This is a genomic window from Corynebacterium sp. MSK297, assembly GCF_030232885.1.
Classification (GTDB): Bacteria; Actinomycetota; Actinomycetes; order Mycobacteriales; family Mycobacteriaceae; genus Corynebacterium.
Map to the genome: position 1 here is coordinate 271,437 of NZ_JASPGD010000003.1, position 21,805 is coordinate 293,241.

The following is a 21,805-nucleotide window of genomic DNA, read 5'->3' on the forward strand; positions in this document are numbered from 1 at the left end:
GCGCGATATTCCGAGCAATTAAGGACTAGAGGAGCTTTCGAGACCATGCAACCGTGGCGCAAGAAGAAGGGCCTGCGACGCAGCCCGAAATTCCAGACCGTTCTCGACCCCATTGAGCGTGAAGCCCTGGGCGATATTATCGCCGCTGTCGCGGAAGCGATTATCGCCCGCGCGCAGTCCGCGCCGAAAGACGAGTTGGCTGAGATGATGGATATGCCTTCTGGCCACAAAGAAGCGCCGGACGATCCCGCACTGGCGCGGTTGTTCCCGGATTTTCAGCGCGAAGGCGACGAGGAATACGACGGCGATCGCTCCCTGTTGCGCTCGTTGCATGAAAATGACATTGCGCGTGCCAAGTTGCAGAACCTGCAGTTGGTCTCGGAAAAGGTCAACGAGGGCGTAGAAATTAGCGTGGATGAATCCGAGGTGCAGGCCTTTGTTGCGGGCCTGAATGACGCCCGGTTGTATCTGGCGAATACAGATAAGAAAGTCTCAGAGCTGATCTCAGACCGCGATGCGTTGGTGGAATGGTTGGCGTATAACCAGGATTCGCTGCTTACCGCCATGATGGAAGATTAAAAGACTAGATGTGTATGTCGAACCGGTCGGAAATGGACTTTTGCCCCGGTGTGGGCATCGGGCATGTAAGCCTCGATGCTACCGGGGTGAGTGTGCTGAGCTTCGCTGCAGCTGGTTCTGGTGCAGGCGCGGTGGCCAGCGTTGATGTGCGCGGCGGCGGCCCCGGAACCCGCGAGACAGACTTGTTGGCGCCAGAAAATACCGTCGGTGCAGTACAAGCGATTGTGCTGGCCGGCGGTTCTGCGTATGGGCTGGCAGCTGCCGATGGTGCGATGGCGGAGTTGGAATCACGCGGGGCTGGTTTTCGCGTTTTCGGCCCGGATAGCGATGGGCCAGTGGTGCCGATCGTGCCCGCGGCGGTGATTTTCGATCTTGCCGTAGGCGATCCGCAACACCGACCGACCGCGGCAGACGGGCAGTGTGCTACTGCTCGTGCGCTGGAAAACGTCGACGGCGCAGCAACTACGACGTCGACAAGCAACATCGGCGCTGGCTGTGGAGCTACCGCCGGAAAGCTACGCGGCGGGTTTGGCCAAGCCAGCCGGGAAGCTGCAGGCTACCGGGTCTCTGCCGCCGTGGTAGCCAACCCCGTCGGTGAGGTCGTCGATGCAGCTACGGGTAGAATGTTCGGTGCCCCGGAGCGCGCACCCGTGGACCCGGAAAAATTCGCGGATCTACCCAGCCCAGCCGCATCACTGAATACCACCATCGGGGTGATCGCCACCAACGCGCCGCTGAGCAAAGCGCAGTTACGCCGGTTGGCGATGTGTGGCCACGATGGGATTTCCTGGGCCGTACGGCCTGCCCACAGCCCGTTGGACGGGGACACGCTGTTTGCAGTTTCGACAGCTGCGAAAGAACCGGCTGCGAAAGAAACAGCTGACTCGCCCCCCCCCAATTCGTCTAGCATGGTGGACGATCCAGCGACCACCACAGAAACGACGGCTGCAGAAACGATCACCACAGAAACGATGACTGCCCTGTGCGCGGCAAGTTCTCAGGTGGTCTGCGATGCCATCGTGCATGCCGTGGTCCATGCGGAACCCGGTTATGGCTTGCCGACGTACTCGCAGCTGGCTATGCCAGCGAATTCCTCGAATTAGGAGAATGACCAGCCGATGGAACCAAGTTTTCGCCGACCACCCCGTGACAATTTCCGGCAGTACAACCCGAATTACACCGGACCGGGAAACACTGGCCACACCGGCGGGATGATGCCGTACCAGTCGAACCAACCGGCCCGCCGCGGTGGTGGTGGACCTGCGCGGCTAGGCGTCGGCCAGCGTTTACAAGCGGGCACCTCTTATGCGGTGACTTATGTTGTCGTGATTTGGGCGGTGCACATCGTCAACCAGTATGTGCTCGGCGGATCGCTGCTGGCCTATGGTGTGCACCCTCTGGACACTACAGCCTGGTGGACGGTGTTTACGGCGCCGCTGATTCACGGCAACTTTGCGCACTTGATTTCTAATACCATCCCAGGGGCATTATTCACTTTCGTCATTGCGGCCTCGGGCAAGCATGTGTGGCTGAAATCGACGTTGATCATCACCCTGGTTGCAGGCATGGGCACGTGGCTGATCGGTGGCGTGGGGACGGTGCATATTGGTGCTTCCGGGGTGCTCTACGGCTGGTTTGCCTACTTGTTGGTACGCGGCATTTTCAATCGCAGCATGGCACAACTGGCGATCGGTGTGGTCATTGCCAGCGTGTACTCGGGATTGATCTGGGGGATCTTCCCGACGATGCCGGGCGTGTCTTGGCAGGCGCACCTGTGTGGATTCATCGGCGGCATCATTGCCGGATTCATGGTGCGCAACACAAAATAGCCAGCGGCAGTGGACGCGTTCGCACGAGCGCGCGCAGGCGTCGACAAGCACAGACGTCGACAAGACTGAGCAACCTGATTTTGTGCAGCCGCTAAACTACAACCCGTGAGCACAACCGAGACCACCGCCGCGAGCCCCGTACAGAGCACATTATTTGCACCCATGAGTAACCGCACTCCGCGCGAGCATGACCGGGAAGCACCGATCGGAATTTTTGACTCCGGTGTCGGTGGGCTGACGGTAGCGCGCACCATCATGGATCAGTTGCCGAATGAATCGGTGCTATATATCGGTGATACCGCGCACGGCCCTTATGGCCCACTGCCGATTGCGCAAGTACGCAGCCACGCCCAGCGGGTCGCCGATGAGCTGGTGGAACGCGGCTGCAAAATGCTGGTCATCGCCTGCAACACCGCCACCGCAGCTTTCCTGCATGATGCGCGGGAGCGTTACGACGTCCCCGTCGTCGAGGTCATCCAACCCGCGGTACGTCGTGCGATGGCGACTACCCGAAACGGCAAGATCGGTGTCATTGGCACCGAAGGAACTGTAAAATCAGGTGCCTACCAAGATATGTTCCGGCTCAACCCGGCGGTGTCTGCCCAGGCGGTGGCATGCCCGTCGTTCGTGGATTTCGTCGAGCGCGGCATTACCTCCGGCCGCCAGATTTTGGGGGTGGCGCAAGGCTATGTGGAGCCGCTGCAATCGGCAGGCGTCGACACGCTCGTGCTGGGCTGCACACATTACCCGCTGCTCTCCGGTGTGCTGCAGCTGGCGATTGGCGAGAGCGTCACGCTGGTCTCGTCGGCGGAGGAGACCGCGAAAGATGTGCTGCGGCGGCTGACCGAGTTGGACCTGTTGGCTACCGGGAAAAATCAACAGCGCGTTTTTGAGTCTACGGGCGATCCAGAGAAATTCGCGGAACTTTCCCAGCGGTTTTTGGGTCTGGGCGTGGGGGAGGTCACTCAATCTGCAACGGGCGTCGGCAAGGCCTAAACTATGAGAATCGAGTAAAAAGTTGTCAGCGATTAACTGACAGCTGTGATGAAGCTGGGATGCAACTGGGATAGACGTCATGAAACTCACAGTCCTTGGATCTTCTGGATCGGTACCCGCGCCGGGCAATCCGGCCAGCGGGTATTTGCTGACGTTTAGTGATCCTTCGGCTTCTCCGATTGTGGTGGATTTTGGTTCCGGCGTGTTCGCTGCGCTACAAGAAATCGGCGAGCCCGGCGATTGCCACATGGTACTGAGCCACATGCATGCAGATCATTGCAGCGATTTTCCCGGTTTGCTGGTGTGGCGTCGTTTTCATCCCACTCGGGGCGCTAGTCGACGTCACCGCCTGTTGGGGCCCAGCCACACGGTCACGCATCTGGGTCGGATGAGTGGCAATTTCTTGGACGAGGTCGACGATCTTTCCGATACTTTCAAGTTCCAGCCTTTCCAACACGGGGTGCCGCAGGTTTTTGAACAAGCCACGATCACCCCGTATCGCACCGTGCACCCGACGGAGACTTTCGCGCTGCGCATTGAAGATCACGCCAGCGGCAAGGTGATCGCGTATTCGGCGGATACTGCATATACCGAAGACTTGGTGGATTGCGCGCGCGACGCCGAATATTTCTTGTGTGAAGCCGCGTGGGGGGCCAGCGCAGCAGATAAAATTTCCGGTATGCACATGTCCGGTGCTGATGCCGGCGAACTGGCTACCGCAGCCGGGGTGCGCAACCTTGTGTTGACGCACCTGCAGCCCTGGGGTGATACTGCCGCGACCGTGCAGGCAGCGGAAAACTATTTTGCGGGCCCGGTCCAGGTGGCTTTGCCGGGCAACGAATACACGCTCTAAACCGGCACCGCGTGCGGGTATGCTGGCAGGCATGTCTGATTTTCAGCGAGCTGATCAACGTGCCCTTGACGAACTGCGCCCAGTGCGCATCACCCGTGGTTTTACCTCCAACCCGGCTGGTTCCGTGTTGGTCGAATTCGGTAATACCCGCGTGATGTGTACGGCTTCGGTGTCGGAAGGCGTGCCGCGTTTCAAGAAATTCTCCGGCGAAGGCTGGTTGACCGCCGAGTATGCGATGCTGCCTTCTGCTACCCACGAGCGTATGCCACGCGAGTCCATGCGCGGCAAAGTCAAAGGCCGCACCCACGAGATTTCCCGCTTGGTGGGCCGTGCGTTGCGTGCCGCGGTGGATCTGGGTGAGCTGGGCGAGAACACCATCAACCTGGACTGCGACGTACTGCAGGCTGACGGTGGTACCCGTACTGCCGCAATCACTGGTGCTTATGTGGCGCTTGCCGACGCCATCGCCGTGCTGCAAGACCAGGGTGTGGTTCCGGGCGAGCCGCTGCTGGATCCGATTGCTGCGATCTCCGTGGGCATTATCGACGGCCACGTGTGCCTGGATCTGCCGTATGAGGAAGATTCCCGGGCGGAAGTCGACCTGAACGTGGTGATGGATGCGCACGGTGATTTCGTGGAGATCCAGGGCACCGGCGAAAATGGCGTCTTTGGCCGCGATGAACTGGATGAGATGCTGGATGTGGCGCAGAAAGGCTGCTACGAGTTGATCGAAGCGCAGCGCGCCGCATTGGCAAAGCCTCTGCCTGGAGTAGCTGATTCGCAGGCAAATGCCCATGATGGCGACCGGGGAGGCGATGCCTAGTGCGCATCCTGGTTGCTTCGAATAACCCGAAGAAACTGGCCGAGCTGCGTAAGATCGTGGCCGAGGCCCCGGAATTGGCCGATCTTGGCGACGTCGAGGTTATCGGCACCGCGGATGCTCCGGCCTATGATGAGCCGGTGGAAGACGGCCGCACTTTCGTCGATAACGCGTTGATTAAAGCGCGTGCCGGGGCGAAAAACACCGGGCTTATCACCATCGCGGATGATTCCGGCCTGGCCGTCGACGAGCTCAACGGCATGCCGGGTGTGTTGTCTGCGCGCTGGTGTGGCGAGCACGGCAATGATGCTGCGAATAACGAATTGTTATTGGCCCAGCTTGCTGATGTCCCGGATGAGCGCCGCAGCTGCGCATTCGTGTCCGTGTGCGCGCTGGTGACACCGGATGGCGCCGAGCACGTGGTGGAAGGCCGTTGGGAAGGCCAGCTGTTGCGCAGCCCGCGCGGGGAAAATGGGTTTGGTTATGACCCGCTATTCGTCTCGGATACGGAAATCGCGCAGACCGGCAGCTTCGAGCAGGCGCGGAGTTCTGCGCAGTTAAGCCCGGAAGAGAAAAACGCCGCCTCGCACCGGGGCAAGGCGTTGGCGCAGCTGGTGCCGACACTGGCGGATTTGCTGCGCTAAACAGTGGCAGCTGCGCTAGTTGCCGGTTACCGGACGTCGGCAAGCTGAAATTGAGTAGTGATTTCTTTGCGACGTTTGGCTTCCATCCAGAACGAGAAAAACGGCACCACGCCGGATAGTGCGGTGCTCAGCCATTTCACCGGCTCCCAGCGGGCCTTCAGCCCCAGGTTGATCACGCTGAGTACGAATCCGGCATAAACCCAACCGTGGGCGACGCCGATATAGCGCGCCCACACGGGGATCTCAAGGCCCAGGATGTATTCGCTGATCATGCGGCCGACCAAGAACAGCAGGAAGAAGCCGGTGATAAAAGCCAGCGCCGAGAAAATGGTCAGTGCGCTGCGCACGCGTCTTTGCCGCTCGGGGTTGATAGATTTTTGAGTGCTCACTAGCTGTCCTTTTTCTGGGTTGAATGCTGTCTATGTGCTTGTCGACGACGGGCTGCCGGGTCTGCCAGCTTATTGAACGCTTCCACGTTATCGTTGCGGCGGGTGGGCAGGAAGTCGTCGTCGATGGCGGTGACTCGTTGTTCTAGCTTGTGTCGATTCGCGACATAGGGCTGGTTGTCGGTCTTGGGGTCATTTTCTTCGGCCAGTTTCTCGTTTTCATAGCGCAGGATCATACGGTAGGCGAATACCGCAAAGGCCGCGAATAATGGCCACTGAAGTGCGTAGCCGAGGTTTTGGAAGGTGCCGGAACCGGACTGGAATCGGGTCCATTGCCACCAGGCCAGCCCGAAGAAACAGAGGACGACGATGGCGAGCAGGATGATGTGCCACCACCGCACGCGGATTGTGGTGCGCTTGTCATTCTGCGAGTCCTTCACGGCTTCAAGATTACCGAACTAGGTGCCGGAGTTGGCGACAGCCGTGGTGTGCGCTAGACTGATTTTTTGCAAGCGCCCGTGGCGGAATTGGCAGACGCGCTGGATTTAGGTTCCAGTGTCTTCGGACGTGTGAGTTCAAGTCTCACCGGGCGCACTATTTTAACCCCCGCTACCAGGTGTTTTGCCAGGTAAGCGAGGGTTTCTTGTTTTCTGGTTTGGGTTCGTGAGGGGCCGTTCTCGGTCAGAGAGCGGGTCAAAAATGGGTCAAAAATTTCAGGGTTGAAGTCTCCCGGGTTTTGTTCCTAATTTTTGGCATGTTCCAGATTTTCCCGTCTACTCAAACGGAACAAAACCTGGGGCACTTCATCTAAAAACTCGGCCTATTCGTTAAACCCGCAATTACTCGGGGTGAGGGCCGGCGTAGATAACGATGATCTGACTCTTACCCCAGTACGACCAATACAGGCGCCATGCAGTCGGGGTGTGGTTTTCCACATAAGAGATGTAAATAGTCGAGTTATCCGCAGCTTTCACACCGCTCATCGCATGCGTACGCAAACTGGGATACTGCGGCCCATACTCGGAAAGAAGCCGAAGGGCTTTCTCAAGTCTCTTTTTCTTCTCCGGCTGTTTGCGTAAAAATTTTTGCGTGCCTTCGTAGGCGGTTGGCGTCCACTTAATGCTGATGCGCTGCATTAGAGCTCAAAGTCGACGAATCGCCCGTCTGCGAAATCTTCCAGTCCATCGTTGAAGCGGGCTAGTGCATTGGGGTCGGAGAACAGTTCACTGTTTGTCTCATCGACTTCGTCTTGGTGGACCCAGGTCATACGACCATGTGCGTCTTGAAAGCCTATGCAGTCGCCTTGCTGGCGCGCATTAGCTGCCAATAATTGACTCAATCTAGCTCACCTCTTCCTCTCTCCGTATCCAATGTTTCCATATTTTGCTCCGGGGGTATTGCCCTGGGGGATACCTGAAAAGAGCTGACCATGTTTGAACTTGCATAATTATTTTTTGCTAGGCACGCACGGTTGCTACCGCTACTACCGCGGACGACGCAAAACTGCGATGAGGAAGTCGGAGTCGGTATTGAATGGTTCGATATTGAAGCTAGACAGCAGCAGTTCTTGTGCAAAACCAGCTTCGGTGCAAGAATCCAGGAATTCGCTGAAGCCCCAACCTCGGCCAGCGCCAAAGGCCAGTACTGCGCGACCGCCCGGGCGCAACGGCGCATAAAGATTCTCGATGGCGTGCTCGCGGTCTACTGGATCAATAAAGCCAAGCACGTTTCCGACGCTAAAAACCACGTCGAAGCTGCCGCGCATGTGCCCCAGCTCTGGCTGGTCGTACAATGAGGCAGAGCCCAGATCGCCGACGTGCCATTCGCCTTTCGGGAAATCATGCTGTGCATGGTTAATAAGCACCGGGTCCAGATCAATTCCGGCGACGGTGTGGCCGCGTGCAATCAATGGGCCGCCGGCACGCCCCGTGCCGCACCCAGCGTCGAGGATTTTGGCACCGCGTGGGCTCAGCGCGTCGATAAAGCGCGCCTCGCCATCAATGTCTTTGCCTTCGGCGACGAAGCGTTTCCAGCGTGCAGCGTAGTTTTCTGAGTGCGACGGGTTGTTACGGGTGAGGTCATTCCAGGTAGGCATGGCTCCATTCTAGTGCGTGGGCGGTGCGCTCGGCGTGCACAGAGTCGGCAAGTGAACAACAGCGTCGACAAGTGAATAGAGACAAATCAGCGTTAATTGCGCTGTGATTTACTGCGCGATCAGCTTGTTTATAAACCGCACAACAATGGATGGTGCACAACGGGCAGCGTAGCGCATGAGTAACGACGGTAGCCCCACCGAATACATGATGCGATGCCGGGTTAACCTGTTGGCGGGGTGTACTGCGTGCCAGATTTTGTCGGCAACCTGCTCCGGGGTCAGATTCACACCCAATCGCTTGATTGATTCCGCATCACCGCTGGATAGTTTCGTTTTCGCCCATAGCGGCATGATGTTGACCACGCGAATATCGTCTTTTTCCCACTCCAGCTCCAGCGCTTGGCTAAAACCCTGCACGTAAAACTTCGATGCTGAATAAGGGCTGATGTGTGGTTGGCCGTAAATGGATGATGCCGATCCCATATTCACCAGGTGCGCACCGGGAGTTTTCTTCAGGTATTGGTGTGCGGCGCGTGCGCCTAGGGTGACGCCGGTGCAGTTGATGTTTACTTGGGCTGCGATCAGGTCAGGGTCTTGCTCAGTGATATCGCCAAAACCGATTACACCGGCGTTGTTGTCCAGGACGGTGAGTGTTCCGTCGGTATGCGCGGTGAAATGTGCCAATGCCTCGTCCCATTGTTCGGCGTCGGTGACATCCAGGTGTCCGGTGATGAGCTGTGGGGATTCGGCTTGGAACTGCTGCAGGCGGTCGTTGTCAATGTCATAGGCGCCGACCACCCACCCTGCGTCGAGGAACTTCTTGGCGACGGCCTTGCCGATGCCCGTTGCGCCCCCGGACACGAAAATACTGCGTGGTGTGGCCCTGGTAGGAGAATTGCTGGTTGCGGTTTGTGTGTTCGTGGAATTGACCTGTGCTGAGTTCTCGCTCGTAGACTTCTTGCTCCTAGACTTCATGCTCATAGACTACGCCACATTTTTATTATCTGTGTTACAGATAACAGTTTTGTGTGAAAATACCACGATGCACCACGGGGTTACGCATACACCGGAAATGCGTTTAAATAGGAAGGGAATTAGCGATAGTACGCATGGGTCATATGACATGTGTTGATACTGGGTTCTCGGCCGGGAGCCGCAGTTACTCACGTGAGAGACCTATTGGAAAGGACACGCGCATGGTTTTGCTTTCGACGCTGGGGATTCTCCTCGTATTACTGATTTTGGTGGCCACCTCTTCGATTTTCACGGTGCAAACCCGGCAGGCCGCCGTGATCGAGCGAATGGGTAAATTTCACCATGTCGCGCACGCCGGGCTGAATATTAAGATCCCGTTCGTCGATAAGGTGCGTGATCGTATCTCGTTGCAGGTGCAACAGCTCGACGTGATGGTGGAGACCAAAACGCAAGACAACGTCTTCGTTCAGATCCCCGTCGCGGTGCAATATCAAGTCGTGGAGGGCCGCGAGCGCGAGGCATATTATTTGCTGTCTAATCACGAACAGCAGATCATCGCGTACGTGCAGGATAATGTGCGTTCTTCTGTGGCAGGCATGAAGCTGGATGAGTCGTTTTCTTCTAAGGATGATATTGCCCGCAACGTGGCGGAATCTCTGCGTGACAACATGGCGGAATATGGTTGGCACTTCGTCAATACCTTGGTCACGGATATCCGCCCGGATTCCAAGGTGCGCGATTCCATGAACGCCATTAACGCCGCCCAGCGTGAACGTGATGCTGCGGTCTCGCAGGCAGAAGCCGAAAAGATCCGCGTGGTCAAAGAGGCCGAAGGCGCCGCTGAAGCCCGTCGATTGCAGGGCCGTGGTGTGGCTGATCAGCGCAAAGAGATCGTCGAAGGTATCGCTGCGCAGTACGAGTTGTTGCGTGAGGCAGGCATCGAGGAATCCCCGGAAGTGCTCATGTTGGTCTCGCAGTATTTGGACGCGATGGTCGATGTTGCCGGCAATGGCGGTTCGAATGTCATGTTCATGCCTAATAACCCGGGCGGTATGGGGGAGCTTTTCGACGGCATGCGTAATGTGTTGTACTCGACGCAGCTGAGTGCTGCTAATACATCCCCGAAGACCGCACGCTTTCCTCAGCAGAACCACGACATCACGAAGGACTAGCCCGTGCCCGACACCGATGCGCAGTTGCCGCCTTCCCAGATGCCTGCCAGTGAAATTTCCGCGATCGATGCCCAGCACATCTGGCATCCGTATGCCGCCCCTGGCGAGCCGACCCGCCTGGTGCGTTCGACTGAGGGTATTTATCTAGAGCTTGCCGACGCCACCACCGCCGCAGTACCGGGTGCAACTGCAGAACAACCTGTGAAACCCGAATCACGGTGGGTGATTGATGGCATGAGTTCATGGTGGGCTGCCTGCTTTGGCCATTCCCACCCGCGTTTGGTGGATGCGGCACAGCGCCAGATTTCTGCGATGAGTCACGTCATGTTCGGCGGGCTGACACACCAACCTGCTGCGCAGTTGACGCAGAATTTGTTTGCTCTGACCGAAAACCGTTATCAGCAGGTGTTTTATTCGGATTCCGGCTCGGTTTCGGTGGAAGTCGCAATCAAGATGGCGTTGCAGTACGCCCGCGGTAAAAACAGCGGCGACACAAGCACAAGCACCCCGAATAAACTGTTGACCTGGCGCTCGGGCTATCACGGCGATACGTTCCAAGCGATGAGCGTGTGTGATCCAGACGGCGGCATGCATTCGCTGTGGAACGGGACGGTGAAGGAACAAGTTTTTGTTCCCGCACCGCCGACGCGTGGTGCTAGCCCAGACCAGCGTGCCGAATACTTACGCGTGGTCGACGAAGCCATGACTGACGAGATCGCCGCGATGATTATCGAACCGGTAGTACAGGGTGCCGGAGGCATGCGCTTTCATGACCACGAGTTGCTGGTTGGCATACGCGAACTCTGCACCAAGCACGGCGTCGTGCTGATCGCCGACGAGATCGCTACCGGTTTTGGCCGTACCGGCGATCTATTTACCACCCACGCTGCTGGAATTACCCCGGATATTTTGTGTGTCGGCAAGGCCTTGACCGGTGGTTTTATGTCGTTGGCAGCCACGCTGGCGACAAAAGAAATCGCCGAAACTATGCAGCCTGCAGCGTTGATGCACGGACCGACGTTTATGGCTAACCCGCTGGCGTGTGCAGTAGCCAGCGAGGCGACAGCCATGATCCGGGAAGGCCACTGGCGTGAACAAGTCCCACGCATTGCAGCTCGGCTTGTCGACGGGCTAGATCCGCTGCGCGAGGTGCCAGGCGTGGCCGACGTCCGCGTGCTGGGGGCGATCGGCGTGGTGGAAATGGAACATGATGTGGACATGGCCACCGCCACTGCTGCCGCGCTCTCGGCAGGGGTGTGGATTCGTCCTTTCGGGCGTCTGGTGTATACGATGCCGCCGTATATTTGCACTGACGACGAGATCGCCACCATCTGCCGGTCGATTGCGCGTACCGTTGCAGCCTGCGGCAGCTCTGCGCAGGCTGCGCACTAAAGCAGCAAGAACGAAGGAATCTGCATGATCATTACTGGGACTGGCACGGGCGTCGGCAAGACCATTGCGGCGGCGGCACTGGGGTGGGCCTGGCAGCAGCCGGTGCTTAAGCCTCTGCAGACTGGTGCGGATGACGACGCCGGGGTCGTGGAGAAATTCACCGGAATTGCCGGGGATGTCTACCGTCGCTACCCAGACCCACTGGCACCCAACCTAGCCGCCACACGCGCCGGGATGCCGCAGGCCGATCGTGAGTCGGTGGGCCAGTGGATTTCGGATTTCCGCGCGGAACATGGCATCTGTTTGGTGGAAGGTGCCGGTGGATTGCTGGTGCGCCTGGGTACGGATGCGCGGGGCCGGGAATTCAGTGCATTAGATTTGGCCAAAGACTTAGGTGAAAAACTCGTGGTGGTGACCAGCACCGGACTGGGTAGTTTGAATATGGCCGAGTTGACGGTGCGCATGGCAGAATTTGCTGGTGTGGAGGTTGCCGGGCTCGTTGGTGGCAGCTTGCCGGAAGAACCAGACTTGGCGACACAGTTGAACATGCAGGAACTGCCCCGGGTGACTGGGAAAAATCTCTGGTTTAGCCTACCGGAGGGCATTGGATCGTGCACACCGGAAGAGTTTCGGGAGCGCGTCGACAAGCTCGGTGTTCCTGCCTTTCATTCTGTGGCGGGACTACCGCTGACTGGGCTCTAAGACATGCACATTGCAATCGGTATTGATCTGGTGCATATGCCTGGGCTGCGCGAGCAATTGGAGCTGCCGGGGTCGAGTTTCCGCCGGGGGGGTTCGTGATTGTGAATGGCGTAGCCGTCACGGCGCCACTCTGGTTACTGCGCAGCGTTACAGCGTCGCCACGCTACATAGGTAGGCGACCAGCATACGCTTGGTCTCGTCGACGGTGCGGGCAAGTGCTGCAGGATCTTCGTCCTGCACGCCATAATTCAGCAAAGAGACCACCGTATGTACCAGCAGACCGGCCATGTCCAAGCGCGCATCTTCTGCCATGTCCGGTGCCAGTGGGCGCAGTGCCTGGGCGATGATCGCCAACATTTCCTGCTGCGTATCTGCGGCTGTTGCGCGGGTAGCCGGAGTGGATTGGATGGCATGCCACACGGCACGACGGGAAGGATCCTCACTCCACATCCGGGCGAGGTGATCGATGAACCCTTCCAGAACCTGGGGCCACTGGGGCGCGGGGATCTGCTCAGAAAAAGACTGCAACGCGCCGATGGATTCTGCGGTATCGACGCGATCGAGTTCGCAGATCATCGCGTATTTATTCGCGAAAAACTGATAAAGCGTGCCGATTGGCACTTCGGCGCGGCGGGCAACCTCGTCGAAAGTGAAAGAATCAAAGCCGACGTCGACAAGCACGCTGCGCGCGGCCTGCAAGATGCGGTGAAAACGCTCCCGGCTACGCGCCTGCGATGGCCGACGCCGTGGCACCAGAATCTCTGACATCGGCTTTCGTCCTGCCTGTCTTTAACGTCGTTGTGGTTTGGGGTGTGGTTCCGGCTGTGGTTTCGGTGGTCGTTCTGGTCGTAGCTTTGATAGCTATTGTCGGTCGTGGTTTCGGTTTAGCTTTCCAGATCCGGCAAATCACGCACCACACGTGCGACGTGGCCGGTGGCTTTCACGTTGTATTGTGCCATCGCAATCGCGCCATTGTTGACGATGAACGTGGAACGAATAACGCCCTGGACCTTCTTGCCATAATTATTCTTCTCGCCGAATGCTCCGTAGGCTTCCATGACCTTCTTATCGACGTCGGAAAGTAGCGGGAAATTCAGGTCGTGGTCCTTTTTGAACTCCGCGAGTTTCTCTGGCTTGTCCGGCGAGATGCCGATGACGTCGATGCCTAGTTCATTGAGCTGGCCTAAAGAATCGCGGAAGTCGCACGCTTCTTTGGTGCATCCAGGTGTGTTGGCTTTGGGATAGAAATAAACTAGTACCCGCGAATAATCCGAGAGTTTCGTGGTGCCGCCTTCGTCGTTCGGCAGCTCGAAATCGGGTGCAGTATCTCCTACGCCAAGTTGAATATTGCTCATACCCAACACAGTACCGGGTTAGCAGGCCACCGGGTAGGCGCAGAAAGGTAGTCTGACGTAGACTAGCTAACATAATTGCCAGGAAACTGTGAACAGTAAACGACAGCAGTGAACTAATAGGAGAGTGCACGTGGCACGGAAAATTGACGATATTCAGCGTGATATTGAACGCACCCGCAAACAGCTGGCGGGAACGCTTGATGAGCTTGCACAGCGCACCAAGCCGTCGAACCTAGTGAACGATGCCAAATCCAATTTCCTGGAAAAGCTACAGGATCCGCAGGTGCAGAAAGTCCTGGCAGGTGTGGGGGCCGTTGTGGCCGCTGGCATTGCTTTCAATGTATTTAAAGGCCGCCAGCGCAAGAAAGATATTCAAGAGCTCAAACGCATGATCGTCGAACACGACGTCTAGCCCGGCACGCTCGTGTCGCCAGGTCGCGCTCGCTGAAAAGCTAGTCGACGATCTCCGCACCCGCGTCGCGCATCTCTTCGATAGCGCTGCGTTCTGTTTCTTCAGCTACTGGAGAGCAGAGATTACGCAGCACGCGCACGCGGGCTTTTGTTTGCGTGCAGGCATCCAACACCGTCGCGCGCACGCAGTAATCGGTGGCAATGCCTGCAATATCCACCCGCGTAATGCCGCGTTCATTCAACCACTCGGCTAATCCGGTGCCCTCGGAATTTGCGGCTTCGAACCCGGAATATGCCGCGGTGTATTCGCCTTTGCGGAAGATTGCGTCGAATTCCATGTCGCTCACACCGGGGTGTAGCTGTGCACCGTGGGAATCAGCGACACAATGTACTGGCCACGTGGTGGTGAAGTTGGGCTCTTCACCTTCCGGGGCAAAGTGCGAGCCGGGATCAATGTGCCAGTCCATGGTGGCTACCACGTGGCCGTAACCGCTGGTATCAAGTGCGCCAATGCGCGCTGCGACGTCGTCGCCACGCTCCGTGCCTAGGGAACCTCCCGGGCAAAAATCGTTTTGCACATCGACGACGATCAGGGCGGTGTGCGCAGTGTTTTCTGGGTTATCAGTGTTGTCGCTCATACTTTTCCAGTCTAGTAGTCTCCCGGCTGTTTGTTCACGGGCGTGGAGCGCGTATTCTGGCACAGGATTTTGCCGCTGTTTTAGTTTTCGATTGAATTTTCCAGGAGAGTGATTGTGAAAGCACCTATTTCTTCCTACCTCGACACCATCCTGGACGAGGTCCGCTACAAAGACGCAGGCGCGAATGCCGACTATATCCCGGAATTGGCGAATAAAAACCCGAATGCTTTGGGTGCGGCCATGTGTACCACCACCGGGCATATTTATAGTGCCGGTGATGCCGAGGTGGAATTCAGCATCCAATCGATCTCTAAGCCGTTCGTGTACGCCATGGCTGTGCAGGAGCACGGCATTGATGTAGTCAGCGAAATCGTCGGCATGGAACCATCGGGTGAGGCCTTCAATGAGCTTTCTTTGGACCGTGAAGGCCACCGTCCGGTGAACCCAATGATTAACGCGGGTGCGATTGCCGTGACCCAGCTGATTGGTGGCACGGAAGCCACGGTGGAAGACCGTATCGAAATGATTCGTTCCTTCCTCTCCGAGATGGCGTGTCGGCAGCTGCGGGTGGATTATGACTTGTGTGAATCCGAGCTGAAATTCGCGGATCGTAATCTGTCGCTGGCGCACATGCTGCGTAATTACGACATCATTCAGGATGATGCCCACGATGCGGTTGTCAGTTATACCGCCCAGTGCTCGATCATCGTGAACACACGCGACCTGGCATTTATGTCTGCTGTGTTGGCCAACGGAGGTAAGCATCCGCTGAATGGCAGGCGGGTGCTGGATCCGGATGTGTGCCGGTTGACACTGGCAGTGATGAGCTCGGCGGGCATGTATGACCAAGCTGGTCGCTGGATGGCGCACGTGGGAATCCCGGCAAAATCTGGTGTCTCGGGTGGTCTGCTGGGTACGTTGCCGGGCCAGTTGGGGTTTGCGTCATATTCGCCGCGGCTGAATGAATACGGTAATTCCGTGCGTGGTGTGCGGATTTTCAAGCTGCTTTCGCAGGATATGGGCTTGCACTTGATGGCAGCCGATGACCGCGCCGGTGTGGATGCGGTGCGCTCGATTGTGACATACCAGGAAGATACCGTCGTCACGCTGCAAGGCATGATCAACTTCAATTCTGCGGAATCTATTTTGTATGAGCTCTCGCAGCACGAGATTTCCGGGGACCACGTTATTTTCGATATGACGCGGGTCTCGGGAATCCGCAAAATGGGCAGGTATTTGCTCAAAGAGGGTATGCACCTGTTAGAAGAAAAAGGCTTCCGCATCTCGATTGTGGACCCGGACGATCACGTGCCGGATTACCGCCGGGTGGATGGCACGGAGATTCACGTCAACGAGCAGGAATCCGCGCCGTTTGCTACCGAGCGCGAAGACGATCGCTATCATGACGACGATTGCCCGGATCCAGACCAGCCGGAGCGTCCCGATAACTGGGAAGACTGGGATGACAGCGCAGATCAAGGACAAGCATGACGCACGAGCTCATACAGCAAAATATCGATGGCAACCTGGGGGCGAGGCGTAAGTCTGCATCCCTTTGTTGTTTACCCTGCTTACTCCGGCGCCGTTAACTATTTACTCCGGCGTCGAGTCCGGGTACCCGGGTAACAACGAAGAAGCAGGTCAAGTGATTGTGAATTCAATCACTTGACCTGCTTGTATTGTGCGCCATCAGGGAATCGAACCCCGAACCCACTGTTTGAGGGCGCAGACGTGATTTTCCCGGCTGATTGCCCATCCCGTATGCCCTCAAAGCCCTTTCAACGCCGCCGAGAGCCTTTCTGAGAGCTTCTGAGCCACAAGAGCACACTGTGGAGAACCGCCCGGGGCGTTCTGTGCCCGTCTGGGGGGCGATTTGAGCGCAGGAGCGCGCAACGCAACGATTTTCCAGACCACTCGCCGCGCCGCCTATCGCGGTGAAGACTTTGAAGCCCTGGCGTATGTGCTAAATTCTGAGTGTGAACCGCCGTTACCGGCGACTGAAGTCGCTGGAATCGTCAGGAGTGTAGAAAAGTTCATGCGTGAGAAGTACACCCCGAAAACCGCCACCCAGGACGGCGAGCCGGTACCTGAAGCCCTGCGGGAGTTCATGGCGGAGATTGGGCGCAAGGGCGGCAACCGTAAGACCGAAGCCCAGAAAGCCAACCTTGCCAAAGGTGCGAACGCATCACGGGCTGTTCGGAGCGAGCAGAGCATCGCGCGTAAATCTCAGATTCAGGAGCTGAAAAAGGCGGGTTATAAGCAACGCCAGGTAGCCGAAAAATGGGCGTCAGCATCGAGACCGTGAAACGTGGTTGGCGCGTTTAGAAAAAGGTGTCATTTATGGAGCTTAATCGGGGTATTACGCTTTTCGTGCACTCAGCCGCCCCACTTTCTACCCCTGGTTAGGCTCACTCTGACCGGTTGCTAGAGCCTCAATATCCCAGGCTAAATACTCCACAACTCCCGCGACTTCGTCCCACAAAGCACTTAGGGCAACGTCCCCGCTGTTGTCTGCTTGGTTCTTCCCGTTCCCAGAGAATTTGAGCCAGGTAAACGGGTAGGTTTTTCGGTCGGCTGGTTCTGGGAGATCGGGCAAATCTTTGATGAAGTCCAGGGGGTCTAGTTCTTCGGTTTTTCAATTTTGCGAGCGGTCTTGTTTTGTAGTCGGTAGGTCTGCTGGGCGGTCTGTCGGGTGATTCCTGCTGCTGCTCCCACGTCTGCCCAAGTTGGTCCTGCTGCGAGGGCATGTTCGGCGGCTTCTTGCTCATGTTTTCAGGGCTTGTTCGGTGTGCTGTCGTAGCTCTCTGATGATGTGAAAGCGCTCTAGCATCTGTTCTTTGTTTTGGTCGTCTACTTGTGTATCGAGGAAGCGGCGCAGGGCGCGGCGGCTCAGCGGTGGACCCCTGGACTTCGTCCGCACCGGGGTCACGCCCTGCGTAGGACTCCGGGCTAACGGGGTTTCCCTCTGCCCTCAGCGGCGTTTGCTTGTGAGGACTTCGGGCAGGGGAAACCCCGCCTGGCAGAGTTCGCGCTGTATCCTCCAAAGTCGGGTGAACTCTGCCAATGCAAGGTATGATTACTGGTAGCCAGAAATTTGCGCACCGGTCGTTCCTCCCTGCAAATTTCTGCTTACTTGCGTAATCATTTTGCTCCTGCGGCGGGCTGTTTCTTCCGCGTGGGGCGCGTAAGAAATGGGGCCTGGTTTTAGGTTTGTTCTCGTGGTCGAAAAGGTAACCGCAAGAACCTGAGCCGGTGCGTTCGAAATCGAACGCTGGCCGACCGGCTAAGAGCGCACCGCGTAAGCGCCTTTCGCTCTCATTCGAACCGGACGTGTTCGAGCGGTGGCAGTAGGCGGCGGGTGAGCAGCCTGTTTCGACCTGGGCGCGGGAGCAGGTGGCGGAGAGCTTGAATCGTGCGGATAGTAAAAGCGCCAATAATAAGGGTGCTGATCATCGGTGGGTGCGTGCTGACCTTGCCCGAGCCGGTAGCAACCTGAATCAGCTCATGCGCGCGGTGAACTCGGAGCAGATTGTCGCTAATGATGAACTCATGCAGATGCTTAACGCACTGTTGGCAGAGCTTCAAAAAACCCGTCAGGCGTTGCGCTCATGATTGCCAAAATTACGCGCGGTTCACGACCCGGTGACATCGGCGCATATCTGCATGGAGCGGGCAAGGCGAACGAACACCAGCACTACCGCAACGGCAAGCTAGAAACTGGCGGTGTTGCCATTGGCAGAAACTTTGCCGTTTGGGGAGCGACCCGCCCGGACTCCTGGGTGCGGGATATGCGCGAAGCCATTGCCACCCGCCCAGAAATCAAGAACCCCGTTTGGCAGGTGTCCCTACGGAACACCGCGAACGACCGCCGACAAGCCCAAACAGCCTGTTCTGAGCTTGAAAAAGCCTATGGGTTAGAGACTGCCTCGCGTAGGCGTGAGAACACCCGTAAGCGGTCGTTTGCCGCTGAGGTGAAAGCCCACCGTGAGAGGGCTGAGCACTTGCGAATTTCGCGCGAAGAAACGGCACTTTCGGCGGAGTTGGCGCGGCGTGCTCGTGGTGTTCCGGTGTCTAAGACGGTCACGGCGAGCAAGTCTACTACGGGTCGAAATCAGCGGAGGACACGGGGAGTTTCGCGCGATACTGGGCGCGGTTTTGAGCGGTAGTTTTTTCTTTGCTTTCCTCGCTGATACCTGCGAATCTTAGCCGCCGAGCACAGCCGGTCAAGGGCGCTGACGCGTCGCAAGCGATGGCTAAAGCCACCCTCTGATGGGCTGTGATCTGGCGGCTTGGCTTCCAGCTATCATCAGCGAGGGAGCAAAGAAAAAGCCTGGGTTTATGGTCACGGTGGGGTTACTTTTGGTCTGAGGTTCGGTAACTTGCAGGGTTTTTGATACCGGTTTGATAACAATTCTCAGGTTTGGTGCAGAATTGCTTGAAATATGATGTAGGTTACTTTTTGGGTTGAAGTGTTCCCAACAATCAACACCGCGAGGATGCGATGATACGAAAAATAAGAACCATGAAAATGAAGAAGATCATTTCGTCAGCAATGGCTACTTCGCTTTTGGCGACAGGTCTTATTGGTGCAGGGGTAGCATCGCCGGCATTCGCGGAAGAATGCAAGGGAGAGAATTCTTCAGAAGTCACCTCAGTGGATTTCATGACTGGCGGACAGACTGAAGAAATCAAAGTTGATTCATGTAAGACACAAGAGATGATTGATGCCTACGCAAACGTCAAAGACGGCGCAGGCCTTGCAGGACTTTTGGGCGCTAAATATTGGCCAGTTGGAGTATCGAGCGGAGTCCTCTTTGGATGGGCTTGGGCTAACCAAAACGCTCTCAAGGACTGTGCAAAGGACGGAAACGGTGTCATCTATACTCAGATCAATGGCATCGTAACAGGTTGCTCTTCTCAGTAGATTCATCGGAGGAGATTCTAAAGATGAAAAACGCAAAAAAAAATACAGCTGCACTGATATTCTTTGCTCTCGGAGTTCTCTTAATCGTTCTTCAACGGCTAGGAATTATGGGAGATAACGCTGTTAGCTGGATAATAGCCGGTTTAATTCTTGCATCGACAGGAACCGGAATTTATCTTGCTTCGCGCGAGCATAACGCATAGATAAATCCTTAAAGCATAGAGACATAAAAGCGGGTGGAAAGTCTACAAGTAGACTTTCCACCCGCTTTTACACGTTAGATAGCGTGTAAGCTAAGAACCAGATTTAAATAAAAAGAACCGGCAGGGGTGCAACCCTACCGGTTCGAAATGAAGTGCCCCAGGTTTTGTTCCGTTTGAGTAGATGGGAAAATCTTCTAACATGCCGAGAAAATTTGACCACGAAGCGTGCAAGTTCGTGGCTCCAAAGCTGGGAGTTTCGTGGCACACAGCGAGGCAATGGACGCAGTCCGCTCGTCGCGAAGGACGTGTTGTGGAATCAATGCCCGAAGACCTTGCTGCAGAAAACGCACGGTTGCGTCGAGAGAATCAACAGCTTCGCGACACCAACAAGTTGTTGAAAGCTGCCTCAGCTTTTTTCGCCTCATGACTCGACCCAAAACCTTAAGAAATGATTCGGTTCATCGATTTGCATCGGAATCGTTTCACCCCGAGTTCATCTGCCAGACGTTAAACACGCATCGCGAAGGCGGTTTTCTTAGCTCGCGTGGTTACCGCCAATCCAAGGCGCGCGGGCTTTAAGTGCCCGTAGTCTTCGCGACGCTGCCCTCATTGACTACATCAGCGAGATTCATGCTGACAATTACGGCGTCTACGGGGTGCGGAAGATGTGGCATGCGCTACGCCGTGAAGGAATTGATATCGGTCGTGAACACACCGCCCGGCTGATGCGCCTGGCCGGTGTTTCTGACAAAAGCAAAGGCAGGTCACCTATCACAACCCGTAAGCCTAACGGGCCTAATCTGCGCCCAGACTTGGTCAATCGTGAGTTTAAGGCTCCTGGCCCCAATCGGCTGGGCGTTGTCGGATTCGATGCGCACTTCAGGCGCTGCCGTTGCAAGCACTCAATCAGGCGACCCAAGTCTGCTAAGGAAACAACAGGTCTGATTCACTATTCGGATCATGGTTTGCAGTATGTGAGCATTGTCTACAACGAGCGCTTGGCCGAGCACGGTATCGCAGCGTCCACTGGGACGGTGAGCGACTCCTATGACAATGCTGTGGCTGAGAGTCAACGGCTCCTCACAAGAATGAGCTGATTCATAGGCGAACGTGGGACGATGTCGTCGACGTGGAAATCGCCACGTTCGAGTGGGTGAATTGGTGGAATGAGTCAAGGCTCCACCAGAGTCTGGGCTACCGCACCCCGGCTGAGGTCGAAGTCGAAGTTTGGGAACACCACCCCAGTCGAGAAATATTGGAAATCAAGGCAGATGCTTAGGAACAAAACCCAGGGCACTTCACGTCGACAATTTCGCGTACTGTCTTTTCGGTTAACACGGGCTGCAATGATGAGTGCTTAATCACTGTTTTGGTTTTCCTTAGTCGTCGTTTTTCTGTTGAGTTTTCAAGCATTTTCATTATTAGGCGTGATTGCACGCGTTATCTTTCGGTTCTTGTAGGGCGGCGAGGTACTTAGCGTTAACTCGGACTAGCCGGGGCGCTTTAGTCTCGGCGTTGGTGAATAACTCGATTAGGTAGCGATTAGCGTCAGTGAGTTGTTCCCGCGTCATGTGCTGCATTAGTGCAGAGAACATGATTTTTTCACCCGATAAATCATTATTTTTCAAGGCCGCTAGGAACGCTTCACGTAGGCGAATATCTGGAATTGTCGAATTATGCTTTTTCATTTTCGGCCCCTGTGCGTTCCATCTCCGCTAGTTTCTCTACAGTGCCGCGGTTAAACAGATATTGGCGGGGTCAAGTCCGTTTGAGTGGTGTTTCTATCTTTCGATAAAGCATGCAGTGTGATGATGTCAGGGGCCATCACGTG

Annotated in this window: 30 protein-coding genes and 1 tRNA gene; 21 read left to right on the plus strand and 10 right to left on the minus strand. The window is 56.4% G+C overall.

Going from position 1 to position 21,805, the window contains the following annotated elements; genetic code table 11:
- Window positions 1–45 precede the first annotated feature (45 nt).
- The 7 genes from QP888_RS04965 (at window position 46) to QP888_RS04995 (ending at window position 5,721) form a co-directional block, all read left to right on the plus strand.
- A complete protein-coding gene (locus tag QP888_RS04965; RefSeq protein ID WP_284812392.1) occupies window positions 46–579 on the plus strand; it encodes a DUF2017 domain-containing protein in 534 nt (177 codons plus the stop codon).
- Window positions 580–593: 14 nt separating this feature from the next.
- Window positions 594–1,682 (plus strand): P1 family peptidase, encoded by a 1,089-nt coding sequence (locus QP888_RS04970; protein ID WP_284812393.1) that lies wholly within the window; start codon window positions 594–596, stop codon window positions 1,680–1,682.
- A 15-nt stretch (window positions 1,683–1,697) separates the two neighbouring features.
- Window positions 1,698–2,408: a rhomboid family intramembrane serine protease gene (locus tag QP888_RS04975; RefSeq protein WP_284812394.1), complete on the plus strand. Its 711-nt coding sequence runs from the start codon at window positions 1,698–1,700 to the stop codon at window positions 2,406–2,408.
- Window positions 2,409–2,570: 162 nt separating this feature from the next.
- Complete coding sequence (gene murI, locus QP888_RS04980; RefSeq protein ID WP_284812431.1) at window positions 2,571–3,404, plus strand: glutamate racemase; 834 nt, start codon at window positions 2,571–2,573, stop codon at window positions 3,402–3,404.
- A 79-nt stretch (window positions 3,405–3,483) separates the two neighbouring features.
- Window positions 3,484–4,257: an MBL fold metallo-hydrolase gene (locus tag QP888_RS04985; protein WP_284589664.1), complete on the plus strand. Its 774-nt coding sequence runs from the start codon at window positions 3,484–3,486 to the stop codon at window positions 4,255–4,257.
- 31 nt (window positions 4,258–4,288) lie between these two features.
- A complete protein-coding gene (rph, locus tag QP888_RS04990) occupies window positions 4,289–5,080 on the plus strand; it encodes a ribonuclease PH (protein WP_284812395.1) in 792 nt (263 codons plus the stop codon).
- Window positions 5,080–5,721 (plus strand): non-canonical purine NTP pyrophosphatase, encoded by a 642-nt coding sequence (locus QP888_RS04995; protein ID WP_284812396.1) that lies wholly within the window; start codon window positions 5,080–5,082, stop codon window positions 5,719–5,721. Before rph ends, QP888_RS04995 begins: the two co-directional genes overlap by 1 nt.
- Before the next feature lie 26 nt (window positions 5,722–5,747).
- Here the strand turns inward: QP888_RS04995 and QP888_RS05000 are convergent, their stop codons facing one another.
- A complete protein-coding gene (locus QP888_RS05000; protein ID WP_284812397.1) occupies window positions 5,748–6,110 on the minus strand; it encodes a DUF3817 domain-containing protein in 363 nt (120 codons plus the stop codon).
- Complete coding sequence (locus QP888_RS05005) at window positions 6,110–6,547, minus strand: hypothetical protein (RefSeq protein ID WP_284812398.1); 438 nt, start codon at window positions 6,545–6,547, stop codon at window positions 6,110–6,112. Before QP888_RS05005 ends, QP888_RS05000 begins: the two co-directional genes overlap by 1 nt.
- Window positions 6,548–6,619: 72 nt before the next feature.
- Between QP888_RS05005 and QP888_RS05010 the strand changes: the two genes are divergently transcribed.
- Window positions 6,620–6,701: transfer RNA gene (locus QP888_RS05010), tRNA-Leu, on the plus strand.
- Between the two features lie 245 nt (window positions 6,702–6,946).
- On the opposite strand, the gene QP888_RS05015 is transcribed toward QP888_RS05010, so the two are convergent.
- The 4 genes from QP888_RS05015 to QP888_RS05030 form a co-directional block, all read right to left on the minus strand.
- Window positions 6,947–7,243, minus strand: coding sequence for a hypothetical protein (locus tag QP888_RS05015; RefSeq protein ID WP_284812399.1), 297 nt, complete (start codon window positions 7,241–7,243; stop codon window positions 6,947–6,949).
- Complete coding sequence (locus QP888_RS05020) at window positions 7,243–7,446, minus strand: hypothetical protein (RefSeq protein ID WP_284812400.1); 204 nt, start codon at window positions 7,444–7,446, stop codon at window positions 7,243–7,245. The genes QP888_RS05015 and QP888_RS05020 overlap by 1 nt, the downstream gene beginning before the upstream one ends.
- A 144-nt stretch (window positions 7,447–7,590) precedes the next feature.
- Window positions 7,591–8,202 carry a class I SAM-dependent methyltransferase gene (locus tag QP888_RS05025; RefSeq protein WP_284812401.1) on the minus strand — a complete coding sequence of 204 codons (612 nt, stop codon included), beginning with the start codon at window positions 8,200–8,202 and terminating at the stop codon, window positions 7,591–7,593.
- 108 nt (window positions 8,203–8,310) lie between these two features.
- A complete protein-coding gene (locus tag QP888_RS05030) occupies window positions 8,311–9,177 on the minus strand; it encodes an SDR family oxidoreductase (protein WP_284812402.1) in 867 nt (288 codons plus the stop codon).
- Between the two features lie 221 nt (window positions 9,178–9,398).
- Here QP888_RS05030 and QP888_RS05035 point away from each other — a divergent pair, with 221 nt between their 5' ends.
- The 3 genes from QP888_RS05035 to bioD are packed head-to-tail and all read left to right on the plus strand — an operon-like array spanning window position 9,399 to window position 12,443.
- Window positions 9,399–10,349, plus strand: a complete 951-nt coding sequence (locus QP888_RS05035) for an SPFH domain-containing protein (RefSeq protein WP_284812403.1) — start codon at window positions 9,399–9,401, stop codon at window positions 10,347–10,349.
- Window positions 10,350–10,388: 39 nt separating this feature from the next.
- Complete coding sequence (locus QP888_RS05040) at window positions 10,389–11,741, plus strand: adenosylmethionine--8-amino-7-oxononanoate transaminase (protein ID WP_284812432.1); 1,353 nt, start codon at window positions 10,389–10,391, stop codon at window positions 11,739–11,741.
- A 24-nt stretch (window positions 11,742–11,765) separates the two neighbouring features.
- The gene (gene bioD / locus QP888_RS05045; RefSeq protein WP_284812404.1) at window positions 11,766–12,443 is read left to right on the plus strand and encodes an ATP-dependent dethiobiotin synthetase BioD; all 678 of its coding nucleotides are present in this window, start codon (window positions 11,766–11,768) and stop codon (window positions 12,441–12,443) included.
- A gap of 147 nt (window positions 12,444–12,590) precedes the next feature.
- On the opposite strand, the gene QP888_RS05050 is transcribed toward bioD, so the two are convergent.
- Window positions 12,591–13,211, minus strand: coding sequence for a TetR/AcrR family transcriptional regulator (locus QP888_RS05050; RefSeq protein ID WP_284812405.1), 621 nt, complete (start codon window positions 13,209–13,211; stop codon window positions 12,591–12,593).
- A gap of 116 nt (window positions 13,212–13,327) precedes the next feature.
- Entirely contained in the window at window positions 13,328–13,798 is a 471-nt protein-coding gene (gene bcp / locus QP888_RS05055; RefSeq protein ID WP_284812406.1) for a thioredoxin-dependent thiol peroxidase, read from the minus strand.
- A 130-nt stretch (window positions 13,799–13,928) separates the two neighbouring features.
- Between bcp and QP888_RS05060 the strand changes: the two genes are divergently transcribed.
- Window positions 13,929–14,210, plus strand: a complete 282-nt coding sequence (locus tag QP888_RS05060) for a DUF3618 domain-containing protein (RefSeq protein ID WP_284812407.1) — start codon at window positions 13,929–13,931, stop codon at window positions 14,208–14,210.
- A gap of 40 nt (window positions 14,211–14,250) precedes the next feature.
- Here QP888_RS05060 and QP888_RS05065 read toward each other — a convergent pair whose 3' ends face one another.
- Window positions 14,251–14,847: a nicotinamidase gene (locus tag QP888_RS05065; RefSeq protein ID WP_284812408.1), complete on the minus strand. Its 597-nt coding sequence runs from the start codon at window positions 14,845–14,847 to the stop codon at window positions 14,251–14,253.
- 114 nt (window positions 14,848–14,961) lie between these two features.
- Between QP888_RS05065 and QP888_RS05070 the strand changes: the two genes are divergently transcribed.
- The 9 genes from QP888_RS05070 (at window position 14,962) to QP888_RS11110 (ending at window position 21,253) form a co-directional block, all read left to right on the plus strand.
- Window positions 14,962–16,338 carry a glutaminase gene (locus QP888_RS05070; protein WP_284812409.1) on the plus strand — a complete coding sequence of 459 codons (1,377 nt, stop codon included), beginning with the start codon at window positions 14,962–14,964 and terminating at the stop codon, window positions 16,336–16,338.
- Window positions 16,339–16,720: 382 nt separating this feature from the next.
- On the plus strand, window positions 16,721–17,152 hold the full coding sequence (locus tag QP888_RS05075; RefSeq protein WP_284812410.1) for a primase C-terminal domain-containing protein: 432 nt from the start codon (window positions 16,721–16,723) through the stop codon (window positions 17,150–17,152).
- 1,100 nt (window positions 17,153–18,252) lie between these two features.
- On the plus strand, window positions 18,253–18,459 hold the full coding sequence (mobC, locus tag QP888_RS05080; protein WP_284812411.1) for a plasmid mobilization relaxosome protein MobC: 207 nt from the start codon (window positions 18,253–18,255) through the stop codon (window positions 18,457–18,459).
- Complete coding sequence (locus QP888_RS05085) at window positions 18,456–19,013, plus strand: hypothetical protein (protein WP_284812412.1); 558 nt, start codon at window positions 18,456–18,458, stop codon at window positions 19,011–19,013. Before mobC ends, QP888_RS05085 begins: the two co-directional genes overlap by 4 nt.
- A gap of 356 nt (window positions 19,014–19,369) precedes the next feature.
- The gene (locus QP888_RS05090) at window positions 19,370–19,771 is read left to right on the plus strand and encodes a hypothetical protein (RefSeq protein ID WP_284812413.1); all 402 of its coding nucleotides are present in this window, start codon (window positions 19,370–19,372) and stop codon (window positions 19,769–19,771) included.
- A 23-nt stretch (window positions 19,772–19,794) separates the two neighbouring features.
- Window positions 19,795–19,974, plus strand: a complete 180-nt coding sequence (locus tag QP888_RS05095; RefSeq protein WP_284812414.1) for a hypothetical protein — start codon at window positions 19,795–19,797, stop codon at window positions 19,972–19,974.
- Between the two features lie 199 nt (window positions 19,975–20,173).
- Window positions 20,174–20,401: a hypothetical protein gene (locus QP888_RS05100; RefSeq protein WP_284812415.1), complete on the plus strand. Its 228-nt coding sequence runs from the start codon at window positions 20,174–20,176 to the stop codon at window positions 20,399–20,401.
- 229 nt (window positions 20,402–20,630) lie between these two features.
- Window positions 20,631–21,071 carry a hypothetical protein gene (locus QP888_RS11105; protein ID WP_350338226.1) on the plus strand — a complete coding sequence of 147 codons (441 nt, stop codon included), beginning with the start codon at window positions 20,631–20,633 and terminating at the stop codon, window positions 21,069–21,071.
- Window positions 21,071–21,253, plus strand: coding sequence for an integrase core domain-containing protein (locus QP888_RS11110; RefSeq protein WP_350338228.1), 183 nt, complete (start codon window positions 21,071–21,073; stop codon window positions 21,251–21,253). The genes QP888_RS11105 and QP888_RS11110 overlap by 1 nt, the downstream gene beginning before the upstream one ends.
- 142 nt (window positions 21,254–21,395) lie before the next feature.
- Here the strand turns inward: QP888_RS11110 and QP888_RS05105 are convergent, their stop codons facing one another.
- Window positions 21,396–21,662, minus strand: a complete 267-nt coding sequence (locus tag QP888_RS05105) for a hypothetical protein (RefSeq protein WP_284812416.1) — start codon at window positions 21,660–21,662, stop codon at window positions 21,396–21,398.
- Window positions 21,663–21,805: the final 143 nt, after the last annotated feature.